The 17,805-nt window shown below is 47.1% G+C and carries 15 protein-coding genes; 7 read left to right on the top strand and 8 right to left on the bottom strand.

Annotated features, from left to right (window positions below):
• The first annotated feature begins 20 nt into the window (after positions 1–20).
• Positions 21–239 (top strand): hypothetical protein, encoded by a 219-nt coding sequence (locus JNN12_00860; GenBank protein MBL7976859.1) that lies wholly within the window; start codon positions 21–23, stop codon positions 237–239.
• On the opposite strand, the gene JNN12_00855 is transcribed toward JNN12_00860, so the two are convergent.
• Complete coding sequence (locus tag JNN12_00855; GenBank protein ID MBL7976858.1) at positions 233–1,723, bottom strand: arylsulfatase; 1,491 nt, start codon at positions 1,721–1,723, stop codon at positions 233–235. The genes JNN12_00860 and JNN12_00855 overlap by 7 nt on opposite strands.
• Before the next feature lie 141 nt (positions 1,724–1,864).
• On the opposite strand from JNN12_00855, the gene JNN12_00850 reads away from it, so the two are divergent.
• Positions 1,865–2,560, top strand: coding sequence for an SIMPL domain-containing protein (locus JNN12_00850; GenBank protein MBL7976857.1), 696 nt, complete (start codon positions 1,865–1,867; stop codon positions 2,558–2,560).
• 535 nt (positions 2,561–3,095) lie between these two features.
• Here the strand turns inward: JNN12_00850 and folP are convergent.
• The gene (folP, locus tag JNN12_00845; protein ID MBL7976856.1) at positions 3,096–3,989 is read right to left on the bottom strand and encodes a dihydropteroate synthase; all 894 of its coding nucleotides are present in this window, start codon (positions 3,987–3,989) and stop codon (positions 3,096–3,098) included.
• Between the two features lie 313 nt (positions 3,990–4,302).
• Between folP and JNN12_00840 the strand changes: the two genes are divergently transcribed.
• Positions 4,303–5,142, top strand: a complete 840-nt coding sequence (locus tag JNN12_00840) for an RNA polymerase sigma factor RpoD/SigA (protein ID MBL7976855.1) — start codon at positions 4,303–4,305, stop codon at positions 5,140–5,142.
• 92 nt (positions 5,143–5,234) lie between these two features.
• Here JNN12_00840 and JNN12_00835 read toward each other — a convergent pair whose 3' ends face one another.
• The 5 genes from JNN12_00835 to sufB all read right to left on the bottom strand — a co-directional run bounded on the left by JNN12_00835 (position 5,235) and on the right by sufB (position 10,321).
• A complete protein-coding gene (locus tag JNN12_00835; GenBank protein MBL7976854.1) occupies positions 5,235–5,663 on the bottom strand; it encodes an acyl-CoA thioesterase in 429 nt (142 codons plus the stop codon).
• A 502-nt stretch (positions 5,664–6,165) separates the two neighbouring features.
• A complete protein-coding gene (sufD, locus tag JNN12_00830; protein MBL7976853.1) occupies positions 6,166–7,476 on the bottom strand; it encodes a Fe-S cluster assembly protein SufD in 1,311 nt (436 codons plus the stop codon).
• Positions 7,477–7,505: 29 nt separating this feature from the next.
• Positions 7,506–8,273, bottom strand: coding sequence for a Fe-S cluster assembly ATPase SufC (gene sufC / locus JNN12_00825; GenBank protein ID MBL7976852.1), 768 nt, complete (start codon positions 8,271–8,273; stop codon positions 7,506–7,508).
• A 27-nt stretch (positions 8,274–8,300) separates the two neighbouring features.
• Positions 8,301–8,846: a pyridoxamine 5'-phosphate oxidase family protein gene (locus tag JNN12_00820; protein MBL7976851.1), complete on the bottom strand. Its 546-nt coding sequence runs from the start codon at positions 8,844–8,846 to the stop codon at positions 8,301–8,303.
• Positions 8,847–8,857: 11 nt separating this feature from the next.
• A complete protein-coding gene (sufB, locus tag JNN12_00815; GenBank protein ID MBL7976850.1) occupies positions 8,858–10,321 on the bottom strand; it encodes a Fe-S cluster assembly protein SufB in 1,464 nt (487 codons plus the stop codon).
• Between the two features lie 276 nt (positions 10,322–10,597).
• On the opposite strand from sufB, the gene JNN12_00810 reads away from it, so the two are divergent.
• The 4 genes from JNN12_00810 to JNN12_00795 all read left to right on the top strand — a co-directional run bounded on the left by JNN12_00810 (position 10,598) and on the right by JNN12_00795 (position 16,830).
• Positions 10,598–11,572 (top strand): ParA family protein, encoded by a 975-nt coding sequence (locus JNN12_00810; protein ID MBL7976849.1) that lies wholly within the window; start codon positions 10,598–10,600, stop codon positions 11,570–11,572.
• Positions 11,573–11,760: 188 nt separating this feature from the next.
• The gene (locus JNN12_00805) at positions 11,761–12,291 is read left to right on the top strand and encodes a CvpA family protein (protein MBL7976848.1); all 531 of its coding nucleotides are present in this window, start codon (positions 11,761–11,763) and stop codon (positions 12,289–12,291) included.
• 93 nt (positions 12,292–12,384) lie between these two features.
• A complete protein-coding gene (locus tag JNN12_00800) occupies positions 12,385–15,411 on the top strand; it encodes an SMC family ATPase (protein ID MBL7976847.1) in 3,027 nt (1,008 codons plus the stop codon).
• A gap of 24 nt (positions 15,412–15,435) precedes the next feature.
• Entirely contained in the window at positions 15,436–16,830 is a 1,395-nt protein-coding gene (locus JNN12_00795; GenBank protein ID MBL7976846.1) for a cytochrome P450, read from the top strand.
• An 87-nt stretch (positions 16,831–16,917) separates the two neighbouring features.
• On the opposite strand, the gene JNN12_00790 is transcribed toward JNN12_00795, so the two are convergent.
• Entirely contained in the window at positions 16,918–17,703 is a 786-nt protein-coding gene (locus JNN12_00790) for a hypothetical protein (protein ID MBL7976845.1), read from the bottom strand.
• Positions 17,704–17,805 lie beyond the last annotated feature (102 nt).

The raw sequence follows: 17,805 nt of genomic DNA, 5'->3' as shown, positions 1-17,805 counted from the left end.
CCGACTCCAACTTGCTGCTCATGCCTAAATCTTCCCTAAAAACCCTGATCATCCACTTTGTTGTGGTTTATGTCATCTTCTTGGCACTCTCCAGTATTCTGGGAGTTGTGATGCGGGGCCGCCCACTCAATAGCCAAGACTTCATTGTAGGTGCCGTGGTTGCGAGCTTACTGGCCTTCCGGCGATACCTCCGCGACAAAGCCCTAAAAAAGGACAATAGCCGGAAAGCGGATCAATAAGAAGGATTCCAATTGGATAAAATAGCTGTTTTTCGTTTGGAAAAGAGCGTTTTTAGAAATTCCACCACATCGGGGTGTTGAGCAGCCACGTCGTGTAACTCGGCCAGATCGGTATCCAGATTGTAGAGCGCAATCGGTGCATCAGGGTTTTTCATCCACCCCGTACGGATACCTTTCCAATGGCCCCACCGCACCGCCTGAATCCCATTTTTGACTTCCGGAAACTCCCAGTATAGCCATTCGTGTCGCTGTTGTATGCCTTTGCCTGTGAGGGAAGGCAAGAACGAAACGCCTTCTTGTACATTGCGTAATGGCTTTTGGATCAGTGCTGCCACCGTTGCAAATACGTCCCAGTTTGCGCCTACATGGTCCGAGGTCGTATTGGGCGCAATGACACCCGGCCATCGGGCAATAAACGGAACCCGAATACCGCCTTCAAGCAGGTCTTGCTTATACCCACGCAATGGGCCATTGGCTCGAAAGAAGTCAGGATCAAAACCACCCATTTTGAAGCTCGCACCGTTATCGCTGGTAAATATGACCAAGGTATTTTCGTCTAAGTATAGCTTTTTAAGGAGTTGCAGCATCCTCCCAATTTGCTGATCCATTCGGGAAATCATGGCCGCATAGGCTGCTTTGGGCTTGGGATGCGGCAAATATCCTTTATCGCCGATGTAGGGTACTTCTTCAAAAAGGTCTTCGTACTCCGCAATGGCTTCATCTGGTGCTTGCAGGGCCAAATGTGGAGCGGTGTATGGCAGATAGAGAAAAAACGGCTGATGCTGATGCGCCTCAATGAACCGCAAAGCCTCCTCTCCAAATAAATCGGTGGCATAGTCCGAGCCTTTGAAGGTAGCATAAGCAGTCGGATCCGCAGGATTTCCTTGTAACTTTTGGTGCGGACTAAAGTAGGCATTTCGGGTTGCTTCCCAAGTTTGGTTTCGCCAGAAGTGGGAGGGATAAAAATTATGCGCTTGTTTTTGGTCTAAATACCCATAAAAGAAGTCAAAACCATGTAGATTCGGAATGCCTGTGGTTTGTGGTCCACCCAGACCCCATTTTCCAATCAAACCAGTTGCATAGCCATATTGTTTTAGGAAACGGGCTATGGTTTCGGTATTGGGCGGTAGCGGAAATTGTCCGCGCTCCTCCTCGTCACGAAAACCGCCATACTCTTGATTGCCCCGCACAACCGATTGCGCGGTTGAAAGCCCCGTGAGCAATGTACTCCGTGAAGGCGCACAAACCGTACTTCCGGCATAAAACTGCGTAAACCGAATGCCTTCCCTTGCCATTTGGTCTAAGTGCGGCGTCCGAATTAACTTTTGGCCATAGCTTCCCAAACTCCCATAGCCCAGATCATCTGCCATGATGTAAATAATATTGGGCAAACGGGTCCGTTTTCGTGCGGCTTTTCCGGAACATGAAACCCCTGTGAGCACAAGCGCTGCTAAGATGATATATTGGATGAATGGTCTGATCATACATTTTTGCCCAAATTTTTGCTATGGCCTCTCCAAAGCAAAATACACAATCTGCAAATACATACAATACCTTTTGCCTTCGCACGTTGTATTTTAAGCACATACTTGTTACCACATTCTTTCATCTTAGCCTGAACAATCATGAAAAGTGTATTCTTTTTTTTCTTTGCTATTATCGCTTTACCCGCCTTTGGCCAATCCAAGCCGGAAGAACTTCCCTATATTGACGTAACAGGAACCGCTGAAAAAGAAGTGATTCCGGACGAAATTTATCTCTCCATTACCCTTCGCGAACGATATGAAGGCAAAACCAAAATCCCGATTGAGGCACAAGAAGAAAAACTCAAAGACACCCTCCGTCGGCTAAACATTGGCCTCGATCAACTTTCGGTGGCAGGTGCGAATGCGGGCTATATACGGGTGAGCCGAAAAGCCAAGGACGTTATCACCCGGAAAGACTATGAATTAAAACTGAGTGATGCCACCACATTGGGCAAGCTCTTTGAGGCGTTAGACCAAATCGCCATTACCGACGCAGCAGTCTCGCGGGTTCACCACTCCAAAATGGATGAACTTCGCCGCGAAGTACGCATTCAAGCCATTATAGCCGCCAAAGAAAAGGCCGACTACCTTCTTGCGGCCATTGGTGAACAGACTGGCAAACCACTGGTGGTGCAGGAGCGCGATGCCTTTGGCCCCATGCCCATAAGCAATGTTCAACACCGCATCAATGAAACCATTGCGGGTGTGATGGATGCCGCCGGAGGCGAAGATGAAATTCAGTTCAACAAAATCAAAATCCAAATTTCAATCTATGTAAAGTTTGGAATTAAGTAGTTATTTGCTTGCGATATCAAAGATTTATAGATGGCTTTATGCCACTATGGACCCACCGCTGTCACTCGTTATTCGGGGGGAGGGGGTGTTTTTATCTTTAAGAGATTCCTATCACTTGGGATTTCAAAATGCACCCTTTAGACTTCCAAGCGCCTTAAAAACCATTTGGGCAATGTAGCCCTTCGCATATGGTGTGCAGAACTAGCACGTCTTTAAATAAGGGGCTGACTGAACAAACTAAGGCTTTCCCGTAGAATCGAGAAAGCCTTAGTTTCTGAGACAGGAAGTTGTACCTGTCCAATCCCACCATTATGTTGTTCGAGAAAGGAACTAAAAGAGAGGTCTCCGGAGACCGTGGTTCTGGTGATGTGGCTCCCCGTGGTCTCGTTTCCAATATAACAAAAAAAAGCGTGGGATACCACACAATATCATTTTTGATCTCATTTTTTTAACATTGTTTGTCACAATGTCAGAACTTTTGGATATTGGGATTTAAACTAAAAAAATGCCAAGAAAGAAGCCCTTTGAATGACCATTATGCAGACCGTGTGGCATACATCAGCTCTATAAATTGCACGGTTTCGCCAACATCATGGGTCCGGACCAATCTGGCACCCTGATAGACGGCAACCGCTGTCACGCCCAATGTTCCAAACAGCCGCTTTTCAGGTGAAAGGGGTGGCCCACCCGGATTCAGCAATGCACCAATGGTACTCTTGCGCGAAACCCCAACCATTACTGGTGTTCCCAACGCCAAGAGCGAGGGAATTCCTTTGATAAGCGCCAAATTCTCGGAATGGCTTTTCCCAAATCCAAAACCTGGATCGGTAATAATTTCGGTAACACCTGCTTTTCGGGCCTGTACGATGGCCAGACCCAATGCGGAACAAACATCCTCTACCACATGGGGGGTTTCGCCAGCATGTGGCATTTCGCCAGGCAAACCCACCGAGTGCATGAGTATTAAGGGGGCCTCATATCGGGCAGCAACCGAAGCCATTTCTGGATCAAATCGCAAAGCGGTAATATCATTCAGGATATCCGCGCCAACTTCCATTGCCGCGCTTGCCACGTCCGAGCGAAACGTATCAATAGACAAAACAGCTTCCGGAAAACGCAGCACAATGGCCTCGACTACGGGCAGCAACCGCCTTTTTTCTTCTTCCGACGTGATTAAAAGCGCTCCTTTCCCATACACAATACCTTTGGGTCGGGACGACGCAGCCCCAATGTCAATAATCGCCGCCCCTTCGGTGAGCATTTGCTCCACTCGAAACAGCGCCGCCGACACCTCTTGATACCGACCGCCATCCGAAAAAGAATCTGGGGTTACGTTTAAAATACCCACCACGCTTGGCTTGTCTGTCATGCCCAAGCATAATCCAGCCTTGGAAGTCCGTAGCTTCAAGAATTTATTTTGAGTATCCATGTTATTAAACATTTGGTTAAACAGCGCATCCTACACACCACATACAAACGTTAGAAAGAAAACCGCGCCAAAGTCACGTATTTACAAAAGTTTTTAGGTAGAAGGCGGAACTTAGCACCGCGTCTGGCGTCAATGAAGTCACTCATTTTTTGATGAATGCGATTTCATCTTTTTTGTAACGGTGCATTAAATTCCTTAAATTAGCAGACTTGCATTCACCCCAACCATAGATCCCGCAAACACGGATTATCTGCAAAATGACAAACCGCCGAAATCACCGTTACACCCACTAAACAGTTCAGAACAACCCATTATGTACGTTCCACGACAGCAGCGGATGTTGGATCAATACCTTCAGGAAATTGGCCAAATCCCGCTACTCTCCCCCGAAAAAGAGGTTGAGCTTGCACGACGGATTAAGGAGGGAGATCGCAAAGCCCTGCATGAATTGACCCGTGCCAATTTACGCTTTGTGGTTTCTGTTGCAAAAAAATATCAAGGGCAAGGTCTTTCTCTTGCCGATCTGATCAACGAAGGGAACTACGGCTTGATCAAAGCAGCCCAACGATTCGACGAAACCAGGGGGTTTAAATTTATATCTTATGCCGTTTGGTGGATTCGTCAGGCCATTCTACAGGCTCTTGCAGAACAAAGCCGTGTGGTTCGCCTACCCCTCAACCGCATTGGGACCATCTCTAAAATCCGCAAAACAAGTGCTAAACTCGCCCAAATCCATGAACGTGCTCCCAACTTTGAGGAATTGGCGATGGAATTGGGAGTGGATGTAGAGAAAATTCGTGAGGCCATGCAACACACGGGACGTCACCTCTCGATGGATGCACCCTTCAATGACGACGACGAAAACAGTTTATTGGATGTCCTGCCCCATGAAGATAGCCTCTCGCCAGACGAGACCCTCATGGACGAGTCGCTGAAAATTGATATTGAGCGTGCCCTGAGTATGTTGCACCCCCGCGAAGCCGAAATTACCCGCCTCTATTTTGGCATAGGACGCGAGCATCCCCTCACTTTAGAAGAAATTGGCCAACGGTTTAATCTGACCCGCGAACGGGTACGCCAGATTAAGGAGAAAGCCTTGCGCAAATTGCGTCAAAAGCACCGCCGCGAAGAACTTCAGATGCACATCGGCTGATTTTTAGGGTGTTTAGTACCTTTTCAGAAGGCCCGTCTCGGTTTGAGGCGGGTCTTTTTGCATATGCACGAACGAACAAATGTCCTTCCAGTTCATTCCTGTAAAAGCCAAGTAGCAAGGATTGTCCTTGATTCGGCACTGAGGGGCTGGCTGGCCCCAGTTTGGGCATCCACCTGCACGATCACCGTTTCGGCATTGGCCACACACTCATTTCGCTGAAACAGCTCCTGATATAACACCATCGAGCTATTGCCAATCTTCCGCAAGCCTGTCCCGATTTCTACCTGTCCGGGCCATTTGATTTCCTGTTTAAAATTTAATCGTAGTGCCGCAATCACAAAACTGGCACCCTCCAGAAGGATCGGAAATTGCGGGTTGTACAAAACCTCTACACGGCCCGTTTCTAAAAAGGTGGAAAACGTTGCATTGTTTACGTGTCCTTGCCGATCGGTATCGTTGTATCGGATTTTATCGAAGGTTTTCAACGGGAATTTTTCTAACCCTAATTTTGTTTTGTCCATCTTTTAAGAATGTTTACTGATGGTGCTTTAGGGAACAGTCATACACAAAATGAATGGCTTTTATTTAATTGCTTGGGGAGGTTTTTAGATGGAATAAGGCCCTTTGCCCCACTCTTTTCAAAGGCAAAAGGCTATTTTCTTTCATACACATAGCTGATAGATTCTTGAAAGATACCCCTCCATGCGATACATGGGCTGTCAATCCTTCGATTAATGTTGTATGCAGTTTGGTAACATACCCCAAAATACGGCATCTTCCCATCTCTTTTAATAACAGTTCGTATTCCTATACTGCTCAAAGCATATTTTGGAGAAATAAAACCACTCCTACCCAGTATTTGATTTCGTTTTAATGTATCTGGTGACCGATATGGTTTACATACGGCATCATGTTGAGGGACCTCAGGCGCGGCTTCTCGCATCTACAATCATACTTTTTATCCGTAAAAAAACCCTGAAGCACAGTGGTCGCAGGGTTTTGGGGTAAGGGAGGGAAAAGAATTTATAGCCGCTCAGTAATTCGTTCATTCCAGTCTTTTCGGAGGGCATCGAGCGATATTTTTCCGGTGACATCTCCGGCAAATGCAATCAGCAACATTTTTCGGGCAGCGGATGCGCTAAGTCCTCTGGCCCGAAGGTAAAATAAGGCTTCCTCGTCCATTTTCCCAGTAGCGGCGCCATGCGAACATTTCACGTCATCGGCATAGATTTCCAATTCTGGCTTTGTATAAATACGGGCTTCATCGGAGGTTAAAATGGTTTTATTAGACTGATAAGCATTCGTTTTTTGGGCATCTTGTCGGACCATAATTTTACCATTAAATACTCCGGTAGATTTCCCGCCCAAGATATGTTTGTAGGACTCATTCGAGGTACCATTTGGCAAGGCGTGGTCCACAAAAGTAGCATTATCTACATGCATATGACCATTTGCAACTACCACCGCGTTAAGATTGGTTTCACAAAACTCGGCATTGGGCAAATAGTTTTGGTTGTTACGCACCGCATGACCCGACAACGTGAGGACATGAGTAGTAAACACCGAATCGGCTTCTTGAATACTTGATAATGTATGGTGTTCGGTAGAGGCTTCGCCACTGTCTTGCAACAAGTGATACGACACATTTGCCTTTGCTGCGACATACCACTCTGATACCACATTCGAGAAGACGGCTGGTCCTCCGAGCGATAAGCGGCTTTCCACGATGCGAATAGAAGCCCCCGATTCAGCAACCACCAACAAACGCGGCTGAATGGTAGCATCGGCTTCGGTTTGTGTCAGGCTTATGATGTGTAACACCGGCTGAATCATTTTTCCGGCAGTCACATGTATAAACAAACCATCCGAGAGAAAGGCTGTATTAAGGGCCACAAAGGCATCTTCCTCCGAGTTTGCCACTTGGTCAAAATGACGCAGCGCCGCTTCGTGTCTGGATGCTAGGGCTTCATTGAGCCGCTGAATATGCAGTCCCTTTGGGAGCTGATCCATGTTAGACAGAGTGGGAACCCAACATCCATTGACCATCACCACAACCAAGCCATCCATTTCCGGCAAGGCCAAGGCTTCAATATCTGCAACCGTCAGCGTGGGTACGGTTTGCCTAACCAAGTCGTGCGCAAGCGTAAAATTGCGAAAAGGGGAATATTTATATTTTTCGGATTTTGTTTTCGGAAATCCGAGACCTAAAAACGATTCAAGGGCGCGACGCTGCCTTTCCGGCATGGGCAAGGGTCGGGTTTCATCCACGAACCGATCCATTAATCGTTGTTCCAGCGTGGGGATGGGCGCTGTTTCGGTTTGGGTTTGCGTCATACTGTTTATGATTTTGACCGGAACAGCCCTTAGGCGGCTTCCAAGGTGAGTTCTTCTTTGATCCAATCGTAGCCTTTCTCTTCTAGTTCCAACGCCAATTCTTTTGTTCCAGATTTGACGATCCGTCCATTTACCAATACATGTACAAAATCCGGCACGATATAATCCAACAACCGCTGATAGTGCGTAATCACGAGAAAGGAACGATTGGCATTTCTCAGGGCGTTGACGCCATTGGAAACAATGCGCAAGGCATCTATATCCAATCCCGAATCCGTTTCATCAAGCACGGCGAGTTTCGGTTCCAATAACGCCATTTGAAAGATTTCGTTACGTTTTTTCTCACCACCAGAAAACCCCTCGTTCACCGATCGGTTGGTGAGGCTTTCTTTCATTTCTACCAAGGCTTGCTTTTCCTTGATAAGTTTAAGAAAGGCGGCACCCGAAAGCGGTTCTAAGCCTCGGTATTTGCGAACGCTATTCACCGATTCCCGAAGAAAGGTGGTCATATTGACACCCGGTAACTCGACTGGGTACTGGAAGGCCAAGAACAGTCCTTCACATGCCCGTTCATCTGGTTCCATCTCCAGCAACGCCTGTCCATCGAAAAAGATTTCCCCCTCCGTCACTTCATATTCTTCACGGCCAGCCAGAACCGAAGCCAATGTGCTTTTTCCGGAGCCATTTGGCCCCATAATGGCGTGTACCTCGCCCGGACGGACGGTCAGGTTTACCCCTCGTAAGATCTCGTGCCCCTCTACAGCGGCATGAAGGTTTTTGATTGTTAACATGTTTATTTCAGTTATGGATTATTTCAGAATGTTTCAGGCAAAAGAACTGGGCAATCCGTCTATACTGTGTGCATTTTTTTCAGCCCGATAGGCTTCTAATCCCGCTTCTCCTTTTGCAGTGGCCCAACGCAACAAGGTATCACGATGGTTTTGGAAGGCCATCTCCGGCACCCCAAATCCACACGAAGTTTGCACCCGTTCCACCTCTAAGAGGACATACTGCCGCAATCCCGGTAGAGGATAAAAAAGTGGTGTAATAAGCAACGCCTCTGGGTCATCCAGTTTAACGATTTTCCCCTGGCCATAGAGCCGGAGAATATTGGGCGGGCCTTGAAAGGCACAGAACATGATGGTAAGCCGTCCATTTTCTGCAAGATGCGCCGCCGTTTCGTTTCCACTTCCGGTTACATCGGCATACACTACACGGTTTTTTGCCAAGACCCGAAAACTGTCTAAGCCCTTCGGAGAAAGATTAATGTGCCCTTCGGTAGCATTTGGCGCAGAGGCCACAAAAAACATCGGTTGTGCCTCGATAAAAGCTTGGAGGGCCGGGGTAATTTCTGGATGTACGTTGGCCATAGCGCTCCTTATCAACCCACCGAGCCTTCGAGTTCAATGGCTAGTAGTTTTTGGGCTTCTACCGCAAACTCCATTGGCAGTTTGGCGAGAATTTCTTTTACAAACCCATTTACAATAAGCTTAATGGCCGCTTCTTCACTCAGTCCACGTTGTTGGCAATAGAAGATTTGGTCTTCTCCCACTTTAGAAGTCGTGGCCTCGTGTTCTACTTTTCCGGTATTGTTCAGGATTTCGATATAGGGGAAGGTGTGTGCGCCACAACGATCGCCGAGTAACATGGAGTCGCACTGAGAGAAATTCCGGGCATTTTCGGCATTTTTCCCAATACGCACCAAGCCCCGATAGGCATTCTGGCTTCTTCCGGCAGATATGCCTTTAGAGATAATGGTGGAAGATGTATTTTTGCCTAAGTGAATCATTTTGGTTCCCGTATCGGCTTGCTGGTACCCCTTGGTAAATGCCACCGAATAAAATTCCCCTACGCTGCTATCACCTTTCAGGATTACGGAAGGGTATTTCCACGTAATGGCGGATCCGGTTTCCAACTGCGTCCACGAAATTTTGGCATGGTCGCCGTCGCAGATTCCACGTTTGGTCACAAAATTATAGATTCCGCCTTTCCCTTCTTTGTCTCCGGGATACCAATTTTGGATGGTAGAATATTTTACTTCGGCATTTTTCTTGGCGATAATTTCCACCACCGCTGCATGGAGTTGGTTTTCGTCGCGCTGAGGCGCCGTACATCCTTCCAAATAAGAAACATACGCGCCTTCTTCTGCAACAATGAGGGTTCGTTCAAACTGCCCCGTTCCCGCTTGATTGATCCGAAAATACGTGGAGAGTTCCATCGGACAGCGCACCCCTCTGGGAATGTAGCAGAAAGAGCCATCCGAGAAAACCGCCGAGTTCAACGCCGCATAAAAGTTATCGGTATAAGGAACCACAGACCCGATGTACTTCTGGACAAGTTCGGGATATTTTTCTACCGCCTCGCCGAAGGAGCAAAAAATAATACCAAGTTCGCTTAGTTTTTCTTTAAATGTGGTATGCACCGAGACCGAGTCCATGACCACATCCACCGCAACCCCCACCAACCGCTCTTGTTCCATAAGCGGGATGCCCAACCGCTCGAAGGTTCGGAGCAGTTCGGGGTCCACTTCGTCTAAACTATTATACTTAGGCTTGCTTTGCGGGGCCGAGTAGTAGCTTATCGCCTGAAAATCTGGCAGTTTATAGTTTAAGAGGGTCCAAGTAGGATATTTTTCTTCTTGTTTTTCCAAGAGGGAGACAAAATGGCGAAATGCTTTCAGGCGCCACTCCAAAAGCCACGCAGGTTCATCTTTTTTCGAGGAAATCAACCTTACCGTGTCTTCGGTGAGTCCAACGGGGGCTGTCTCAGAATCAATCTCGGTTACAAAACCCCACTCATAGTCCCGGTCGGCAACTTCGTGGAGGATGGCGGTATCACTTGTCATAATGCTCGTTGTATGGGCAAGGAATGGAATGCTTATTTATATTCAGTCTAAAATAACAGACCAGAATTTGTTTCGTTCCATGAAGAATAGGAAAAAGTTGAAGTTCTTTGTAGGCAAATCCCCTACACCCCTCTTCCTTTCTCCAATATCCGCCAAAAACGGTGATCTATTTCAATATCAACATGAAATTATTATCCACATTACACGAGATTGGTATAAATATTGAGGTCGTGTTAATCACAACATTACCTACTACCTTTACCAGACCTGTGCCCCATGAACAAAAACACGCCTCTTGCATCCACTTTTGCAGATGGTCCTCTTTATGTCCGACAGCATGCTGGTGCAACCATTGTGGCCATAGCCAACCTGAAGGGAGGAGTCGGAAAGACCACGACAGCCGTTAATCTGGCTGCTGCGCTGGCCATCCGCTACCGCGTTTTATTGGTAGATTTAGACAGTCAGGCCTCTGCTTCGCTTTCTCTGGGAATCGGAAGGCGCCAGCAGACCCCTTCAGTTCTGGATGTGATGATGAATTATGCACCCTTTGGGCGCGCAATTCGTAGCACCTCGATACCTGGCCTGACGGTATTGCCCGCCCATGTGGATCTTGCCAAATTTGACGCCTATATTGCCAATGCGCGGAATCATGTGTTTTTATTACAGAAAGTACTTGATCATGTTCGGGGCAGTTATGATTTCATTTTATTGGATTGTCCGCCCGCACTTTCACTGGTGATGCTCAATGCTTTTATGGCGGCAGATGCCTATGTGGTTCCCCTTTCTCCGAATGCACTAGCGTTTGAAGCAATGAAGACCTTCTTTAAAGAATTAGAAACTTGGCGGGCCAAGTACCACATTCAAACCAAACGATTGGGCATTTTGCGTACTATGGTAGATACCCGCTCGAATCATGCCCGAAAGATTTTACAACGCCTTGAAGACAGTTATGGCGAGGAAGTATTCGAGACCGAGATCAAGATGAATGTGCGCTTGGCCGAGGCGCCAGAGTCGGGCCGCAGTGTGTTAGAATACGACGGCTCCAGTGCTGGTGCCCGTGCCTATTGGGCCTTTAGCAAAGAGTTTTTAGCCCGTCTAAATGCGTCTCGCGGTGTTGCCATTCCTCCCATTGGCGACTCCCTGCCACTGGCCGAAGACCGTAAGCCTGTTTCTGGCACCAAGAGCGGGGTTTTTGAACTGAGCAGAGGGTCGTATGTGCCCATTCGTACTGAGGGTGGGCAGACGGGATAAGGAGCAAAGAGCAACACCTTTATCAAAAGCAATTGGGGTTCCCATTATGGGAAAAGTGGGTCTATTGTTCGACAGCGGACAACAGGCCCTTTCTTTTTTAGCCAAATTCCAATCGCAACCTAATAGCATTTAATACGTCATTTCCCTATCTTGTACCATCAGAATCATGATCCCAAAACCCACAAAAAATGATTCATCTCAACATTCTCGACATTGCCATCCTACTTTTTTGCATCTACCAAGGTTATAAAGGTTATACAAAAGGGGCGGTAAAGACCATCATTCCTTTGGTGTATTGGGTGGTCACTTTTTTTGGTGCCATTTTTTTGATGCGTCAACTAGGAGAAGTCGTATTTGTGAAGTTGCTTGGTTTTAGCGTCATGCTGGCTTCGCTGTTGTCCTTTGCAATCATTATTGTTATTGCCGTATGGGGATATCGGAAAGTGTTGGATTTTTTGGAAGATGTGGTGAGTGGTTCCATTTCATTGGTCAACCAATTGGTGGGGATGGTGGTTGGTGCGCTCAAGGGGTTTTTTCTGGCCAGTATGATCCTGATTATCTCATCGAGCATAGACATTCCAAGTAAAAACACCCGCGACCGATCCTCGCTTTATGCCGATACCACCAACTTTTCAAAAAAAATGTTAAAGTATGTTGGGATGGTCTGGCCACAGGCAGAGGGCATCACCAATAAATTTGAAGCCAGTATCAACAAATAAGTCCGATTTGGTTTATCTAAATTGGGAAGATGGTGTTGGCTACATGCTCGGAGGCACTTTGTGATACCCGTTTCTTTGTCTTTAGAAAACTTCTTGAGCTATCGAAGACCTGAAGAGCCGCTTAACTTCGAAGGATTTGATGTTGCCTGCCTTTCTGGTGGGAACGGCCAAGGTAAGTCCGCCTTGTTAGATGCCATTACGTGGGCATTGTGGGGAGAAGGCCGAAAAAGCCAAGGAACTGTAAAGCCGGATGAACAACTTATGCGAAGTGGCGCGTCGGAAATGAGTGTCACTTTTGTATTTGATCTAGAGGGTACGCGATTTCGGGTAAAACGCTATTTTGGCAAATCAGGATCTAGAAAAACACAAAAATCGAATCTAGAGTTTCAGGTATATGATCCCACACGGGAAGCATTTGTCACCCAGACTGGTGCACGGATCAAGGACACCCAGAGCGTGTTGAATCAGCATCTGGGTCTTACGTACGAAACCTTTATTAACGCCTCTTTCCTGTTACAGGGCCGGTCGGATCAATTCACCAAACAGGCCCCCACAGAGCGCAAACGCATTCTGGCAGATATTCTAAACCTACAGCGCTACGAACAACTTCGGGAGAAGGCATTGGAAAAGGCCAAAGAAGCCCGAAATGCCTTAGAAGTGGCCGAAATGCGGCTACGGCAATTGGAAGAACAAACCCGCGACTTACCCCACTGGATTGTAGCGCGTGATCAGGCAAAACAGGCCCTACATACACAGGAAAATGACTTACAAGTACTTAAATCACAAGAACTTCTGATATTACATGAACTCGCTTCATTAGACCTGAAGGTACAAGAAATTCGTGCCGAGGAAAGACATCTTGCACAACTCTTAGAACAAACCGCCTTTACACAAGACCGATGCGCCACCCTTGACCGTTTAATCACCGAAGCGGCAGGTCTGATGCAAGAAGAAGCCCGTATCCGGGCCGAAAACGAACTTTTCCTGGGTTTGTCTGCCGAACAAGATGCCCTACAACACAAAAGCGAACTGGCCCGAAGTTTTGAGGATCAACTGAGCCGTATTGAACAAGAAATCCAAAAACGCATTGCCACAACCGAACAAGAATTGGCCAGCCTTAAACAAGCCTTTCTCCATTATACCACCCAACTTAACGAAGAAGAGGCCCGCATTCTTCGCGAACCGGAAGTCCTCCGGGCACTCAACGAATCCCTGAAAGCCGCCACCGAATGGGAGGCGATGAAGGGGGTGAAGGAAAAAGTGCAATCCCTGACCGAGGCCCTCGCAAGGGTTTCTCAGGAAATCACGTTAAAAGAACGGGGTCTCCAGGCCGAAAAGACCCGCATAACAAATGAAATGAAAGACTTAGCGGACGTCTTGCTCCGCAAAGAATCTTTGTTTATCGCCTTAACACAGGCACAAGAATCGCACCAGTTATTTCTCCAACACACCGAGGCACTCCATGAGCTTCGTACCATAGGTCAAGTTCAGAAGGCAGAAATGCAAGTAGAAAAGGCCAAATCCCAACAAATAGAAGAAGAGATTGAACAAATTCGCCAAAACAGGTTCTTGGTTGAAGAGGCCACATCGGAAACATGTCCTACTTGTGGCACCAAACTCACCGAGGCCCACCGTAACCATATGCGAGGGCTATACACCGAACAAGAAGCCGAAGCCGCACAACGAAAGATCCGGCAAGATGCACTTTATACCGAAAAAAGACGACTTATTCAGGAAACAAGCCAAAAATACAAAGTATTAGAAACAATTTGTGACCAAATGGCCGATTCCAGCTCGCGTTTAGCAACAGCACAAGCCACTTTTATGCGTGTAGAACAAGCGGAAGAACGTTTTCTGGTGCTACAAAAATCACTATCGGATACCGAACAGAATATTCAAAAACGGGCAGGAATTAAATTGCTGGATGTGGAAAAACAACAACTTACTGAATCCCTTCAGCAATTGGCTTTCAACGAAACGACCTTCTCGCAACTCGCCCAGTTGGCTGCGCGAAAAGATCTATTAGAACGTGAAAAGCGAACGATAGAAGCCGCACGTGGCAAGGCCGAATCCCTGCGTATCAAAATTCAACATGCCGAACACCAAAGACAACGGCTCAGAAGTGATCTCGCAACGGGCGTTATTACACAAGAATTGGAAGCCAAAAAGGCCACAATCCGACAAAAACTGGCCGAAGTGGGGTACGACCGTGCCCGGCATCAGGAGGTCAGACTGGCACTAGGCCGACTAAAAAACGTGCCGCAACAATTCACCAACCTTTTGAATGCGATCATCAACGCCAACCGTTATGCCGAAGAGCAGAAAGACCTTTTTGCTCAGGAAGCGACGCTATCAGAACAACAGGAGGCCGCAAGCCAACGCCTTCACCAGTTGAGAGAAGCCACCTCAGTACGGCCTTCCTTAGAGGGCAAACGGGCCGAGGTGGCGGATTCTATCGCCCAAGCCCAACAAGGTTTGGATGCAAGCCGCGAACAACTGGGGCGTCTGGAGTCCAGGATTGACATGGGGGAAAAGGATCGCGATGAATTACAGCGCATCAAAACCCAAAACAGGGAAACCATCCGCCAGCGCGAACTCTTTACGCACCTCTCCAAGGCATTTGGGCCGGAAGGCATTCCTGCAATCATCATCGAAGAAACCCTGCCAACATTACAAGACCGTGCAAATGATTTACTCTCCCGATTAACCGACGGGCGGATGAGCATTCGGTTAGAAACGGTCAAGAACATGAAGTCCGGCGGAAGCAAATCCACCTTAGACATTATTATCAATGATGAACTCGCCCAACCCCGCCCCTACGAAACGTTTTCGGGCGGCGAAGCATTCCGCATTGACTTTGCCCTCCGGATTGCCCTTTCTCAACTTCTGGCCGAGCGTGCCGGCGTGCGGATTCGCACGTTGGTGATAGACGAGGGGTTTGGCACCCAAGACCAACAAGGCATTCAACAAATGATTGAAGCCATCCAAACCATCCGACAAGACTTTGAGAAGATTATTATTATCACACACTTAGACGAGCTTAAGAATGCCTTTCCAGCACGGATTGAAGTCCGAAAAGAACCAGAGGGCTCGCGATACGAAGTTTATTACGAAGGCTAACTATCCATTTTAAACACCGCTACGATGCGTCCCAAGTCTTTTCCATTCTGGTTTACCATCCGTCGTTTGCCTACGATCCTGCGATCCCCTTTGGCCTATATCGTAGAAATGGCACAGCAAGGGGAGCCGATCATCAGCCTTGGTGCAGGAATCCTTCCGGTTTTTCTCATCAACCATCCGGAGGCAGTCAATCAAATTTTGGTGGCAGAGGCCAAGAAATTTTATCGAGGGAGTGCGATCAATAACCTACGAGATTTTTTAGGGAATGGGCTATTAACCAGCAATGGCGAGCAATGGCGAAACCAACGCCAACTGGTACAGCCCGCTTTCCGGTCTCATGCGATTGCACCATATGCCCATGCGATGGATATTCAAATTATGCGTTATCTGGGCGAATGGGAACAGTCCTTGAAGACAGACAGCCAAATAAAACGGAACATAACCCAAGACATGCTCATCTTGGCCCAGAACAACATTCTCGCAGCCTTATTCGACATTCATCATCATCCTGAAGCCCAGGTCCTACATCATTCATTAGCGACCATCCAACACACCATAATTTCCATCTCTCTGTGGGAGGCCGTCGGGAATGGATTAGGCGCTATTTTCGGTAAAAAAACAGGAAAGGCCTTATATGACTTCCTTGTTTCTAAGCAAAAAAAGGCCTATGACGAAGCTAAAGCAACCATTCAACACTATGTTAGAGACCTTATCACTACCCGAAAAATAGATTTATTAAAAAACCACCCTAACAACCACGTAGATCTGTTTTCCCAACTTGTCCGTGCCCAAGAAGAAGGGAAAATGTCTGAACGACAGTTGGAGGATGAGGTAATCACGTTGTTTCTTGCCGGATTTGATACCACGGGACACACCCTGAGTTGGCTTTGGTATCTCCTGTCTAAACATCCCGACATTCAGGAAAACATTCGTTCTGAATTATACACCCTCCCGCCTGATGCAGATGCGGCTACATTGGCACAAGCATCGCTACCTTACCTTGAAGCCACCATTCAAGAAGTGCTGAGGCTCTATCCAGTTGCATGGGTTTCTTTACGCTCCCCACTCGAGAAGGTAAACATTGTAGGTTATGATATCCCCAAAAAGGCCAGCATCGTCATTACACCGTACACCCTGCAACGCCTTCCGTCCTATTGGCCCGATCCTGAAAAATTTGACCCTACTCGGTTTCTTAACCGTAACCTTCCAGACGTAATGGGCGCTTATATTCCGTTTGGTGCAGGTCCCCATACTTGTATCGGGAAGCGCCTTGCTTTGTTGGAAATAAAAATGATTGTGGCGCGGGTAATTAAAGCATACCGTGTGGAGGATGCCAATCATAAAAACCCTAAACCCAAAGCAATGATTACATTGGCAGCACACCCCGATATCCATGTAAGGGTCTCGGCTTATTCCTGATTTTCAAGCGTATTAATCAGGGCTTTTCACCTTTGTATTAGGATATAATGAATGCCTGTAATACGTTTTATTATATTTCACCTTGATTTATTTATTTTGATCGCTTGGCAAGAATTCTGTTAAACAACGTCCGCTTTCCAATTCATCTCCCAAAGACTCCATGAGCTTCGTAAAAGCAATCCCATCCACAATACGATGATTGGCGGAAAAACTGATATTTATTTGCCATTTTCCATCCTGTTTATGTAACACCCCAATCACCACCTGTAAAGTAAATAAACTTGGAGACTGCCCGTATCCATCTCGTTTGCTCACATGGGTGAGCGACGTAATGCCTATTTTAGTTTGCATTTCTGCAAAACGCCTACGAAAAAATGGTCTAAATATCTTATGCAGTATTCGCCTAAAAGTCTGTGGTAAAGCCAAAAAGGCATGTGTTCCGGGCGGCATTTTTACAGGCTTTTTACGCAATTTTTTAGCGGCACTAATTAACTCATCTTCTATAACCCGTGCACTTTTTTCCTCCATTCGTTCAAAGACCCAATACCAAGGTAACCAGGTATTATCCGGCATCTTTGCTTCCATAACCAATGCAATATCCACCTTTTCCGGAATCAACCACTTGTTTCCATAAGAGGCCGCCAAAAGATGTTTTTGTCCCTCCAGCACCTTTCCCAGACAACGCATCACATACGCCACTACGCTTGGTGGCCTTCGATGCGCCCTTCTGGCTTCCTCAAATGCCGCTTGGTAGGCATCCATATTGGCCTTTCCCCATGCATGAATTCGTTCTTCGGGGCGCCCCAACCACAACGCATCGTCCAGCATCCGACGATACAAAGAAGGCGTTTCTGTTCTGTATCTTAAAGACATGATCAATATTTTTCTTCTATTTAGCCACATACACTTGGTGCATGGGTCAAAAGGTCGTGAAATACCCAATCGGACGAGGCATAATATAAACGATTATTGCTA

It is taken from the genome of Bacteroidetes Order II. bacterium (assembly GCA_016788705.1).
Lineage (GTDB): Bacteria > Bacteroidota > Rhodothermia > Rhodothermales > UBA2364 > UBA2364.
The sequence above is the reverse complement of the archived record's forward strand: the minus strand, read 5'-3'. Positions and strand labels throughout refer to the sequence as shown.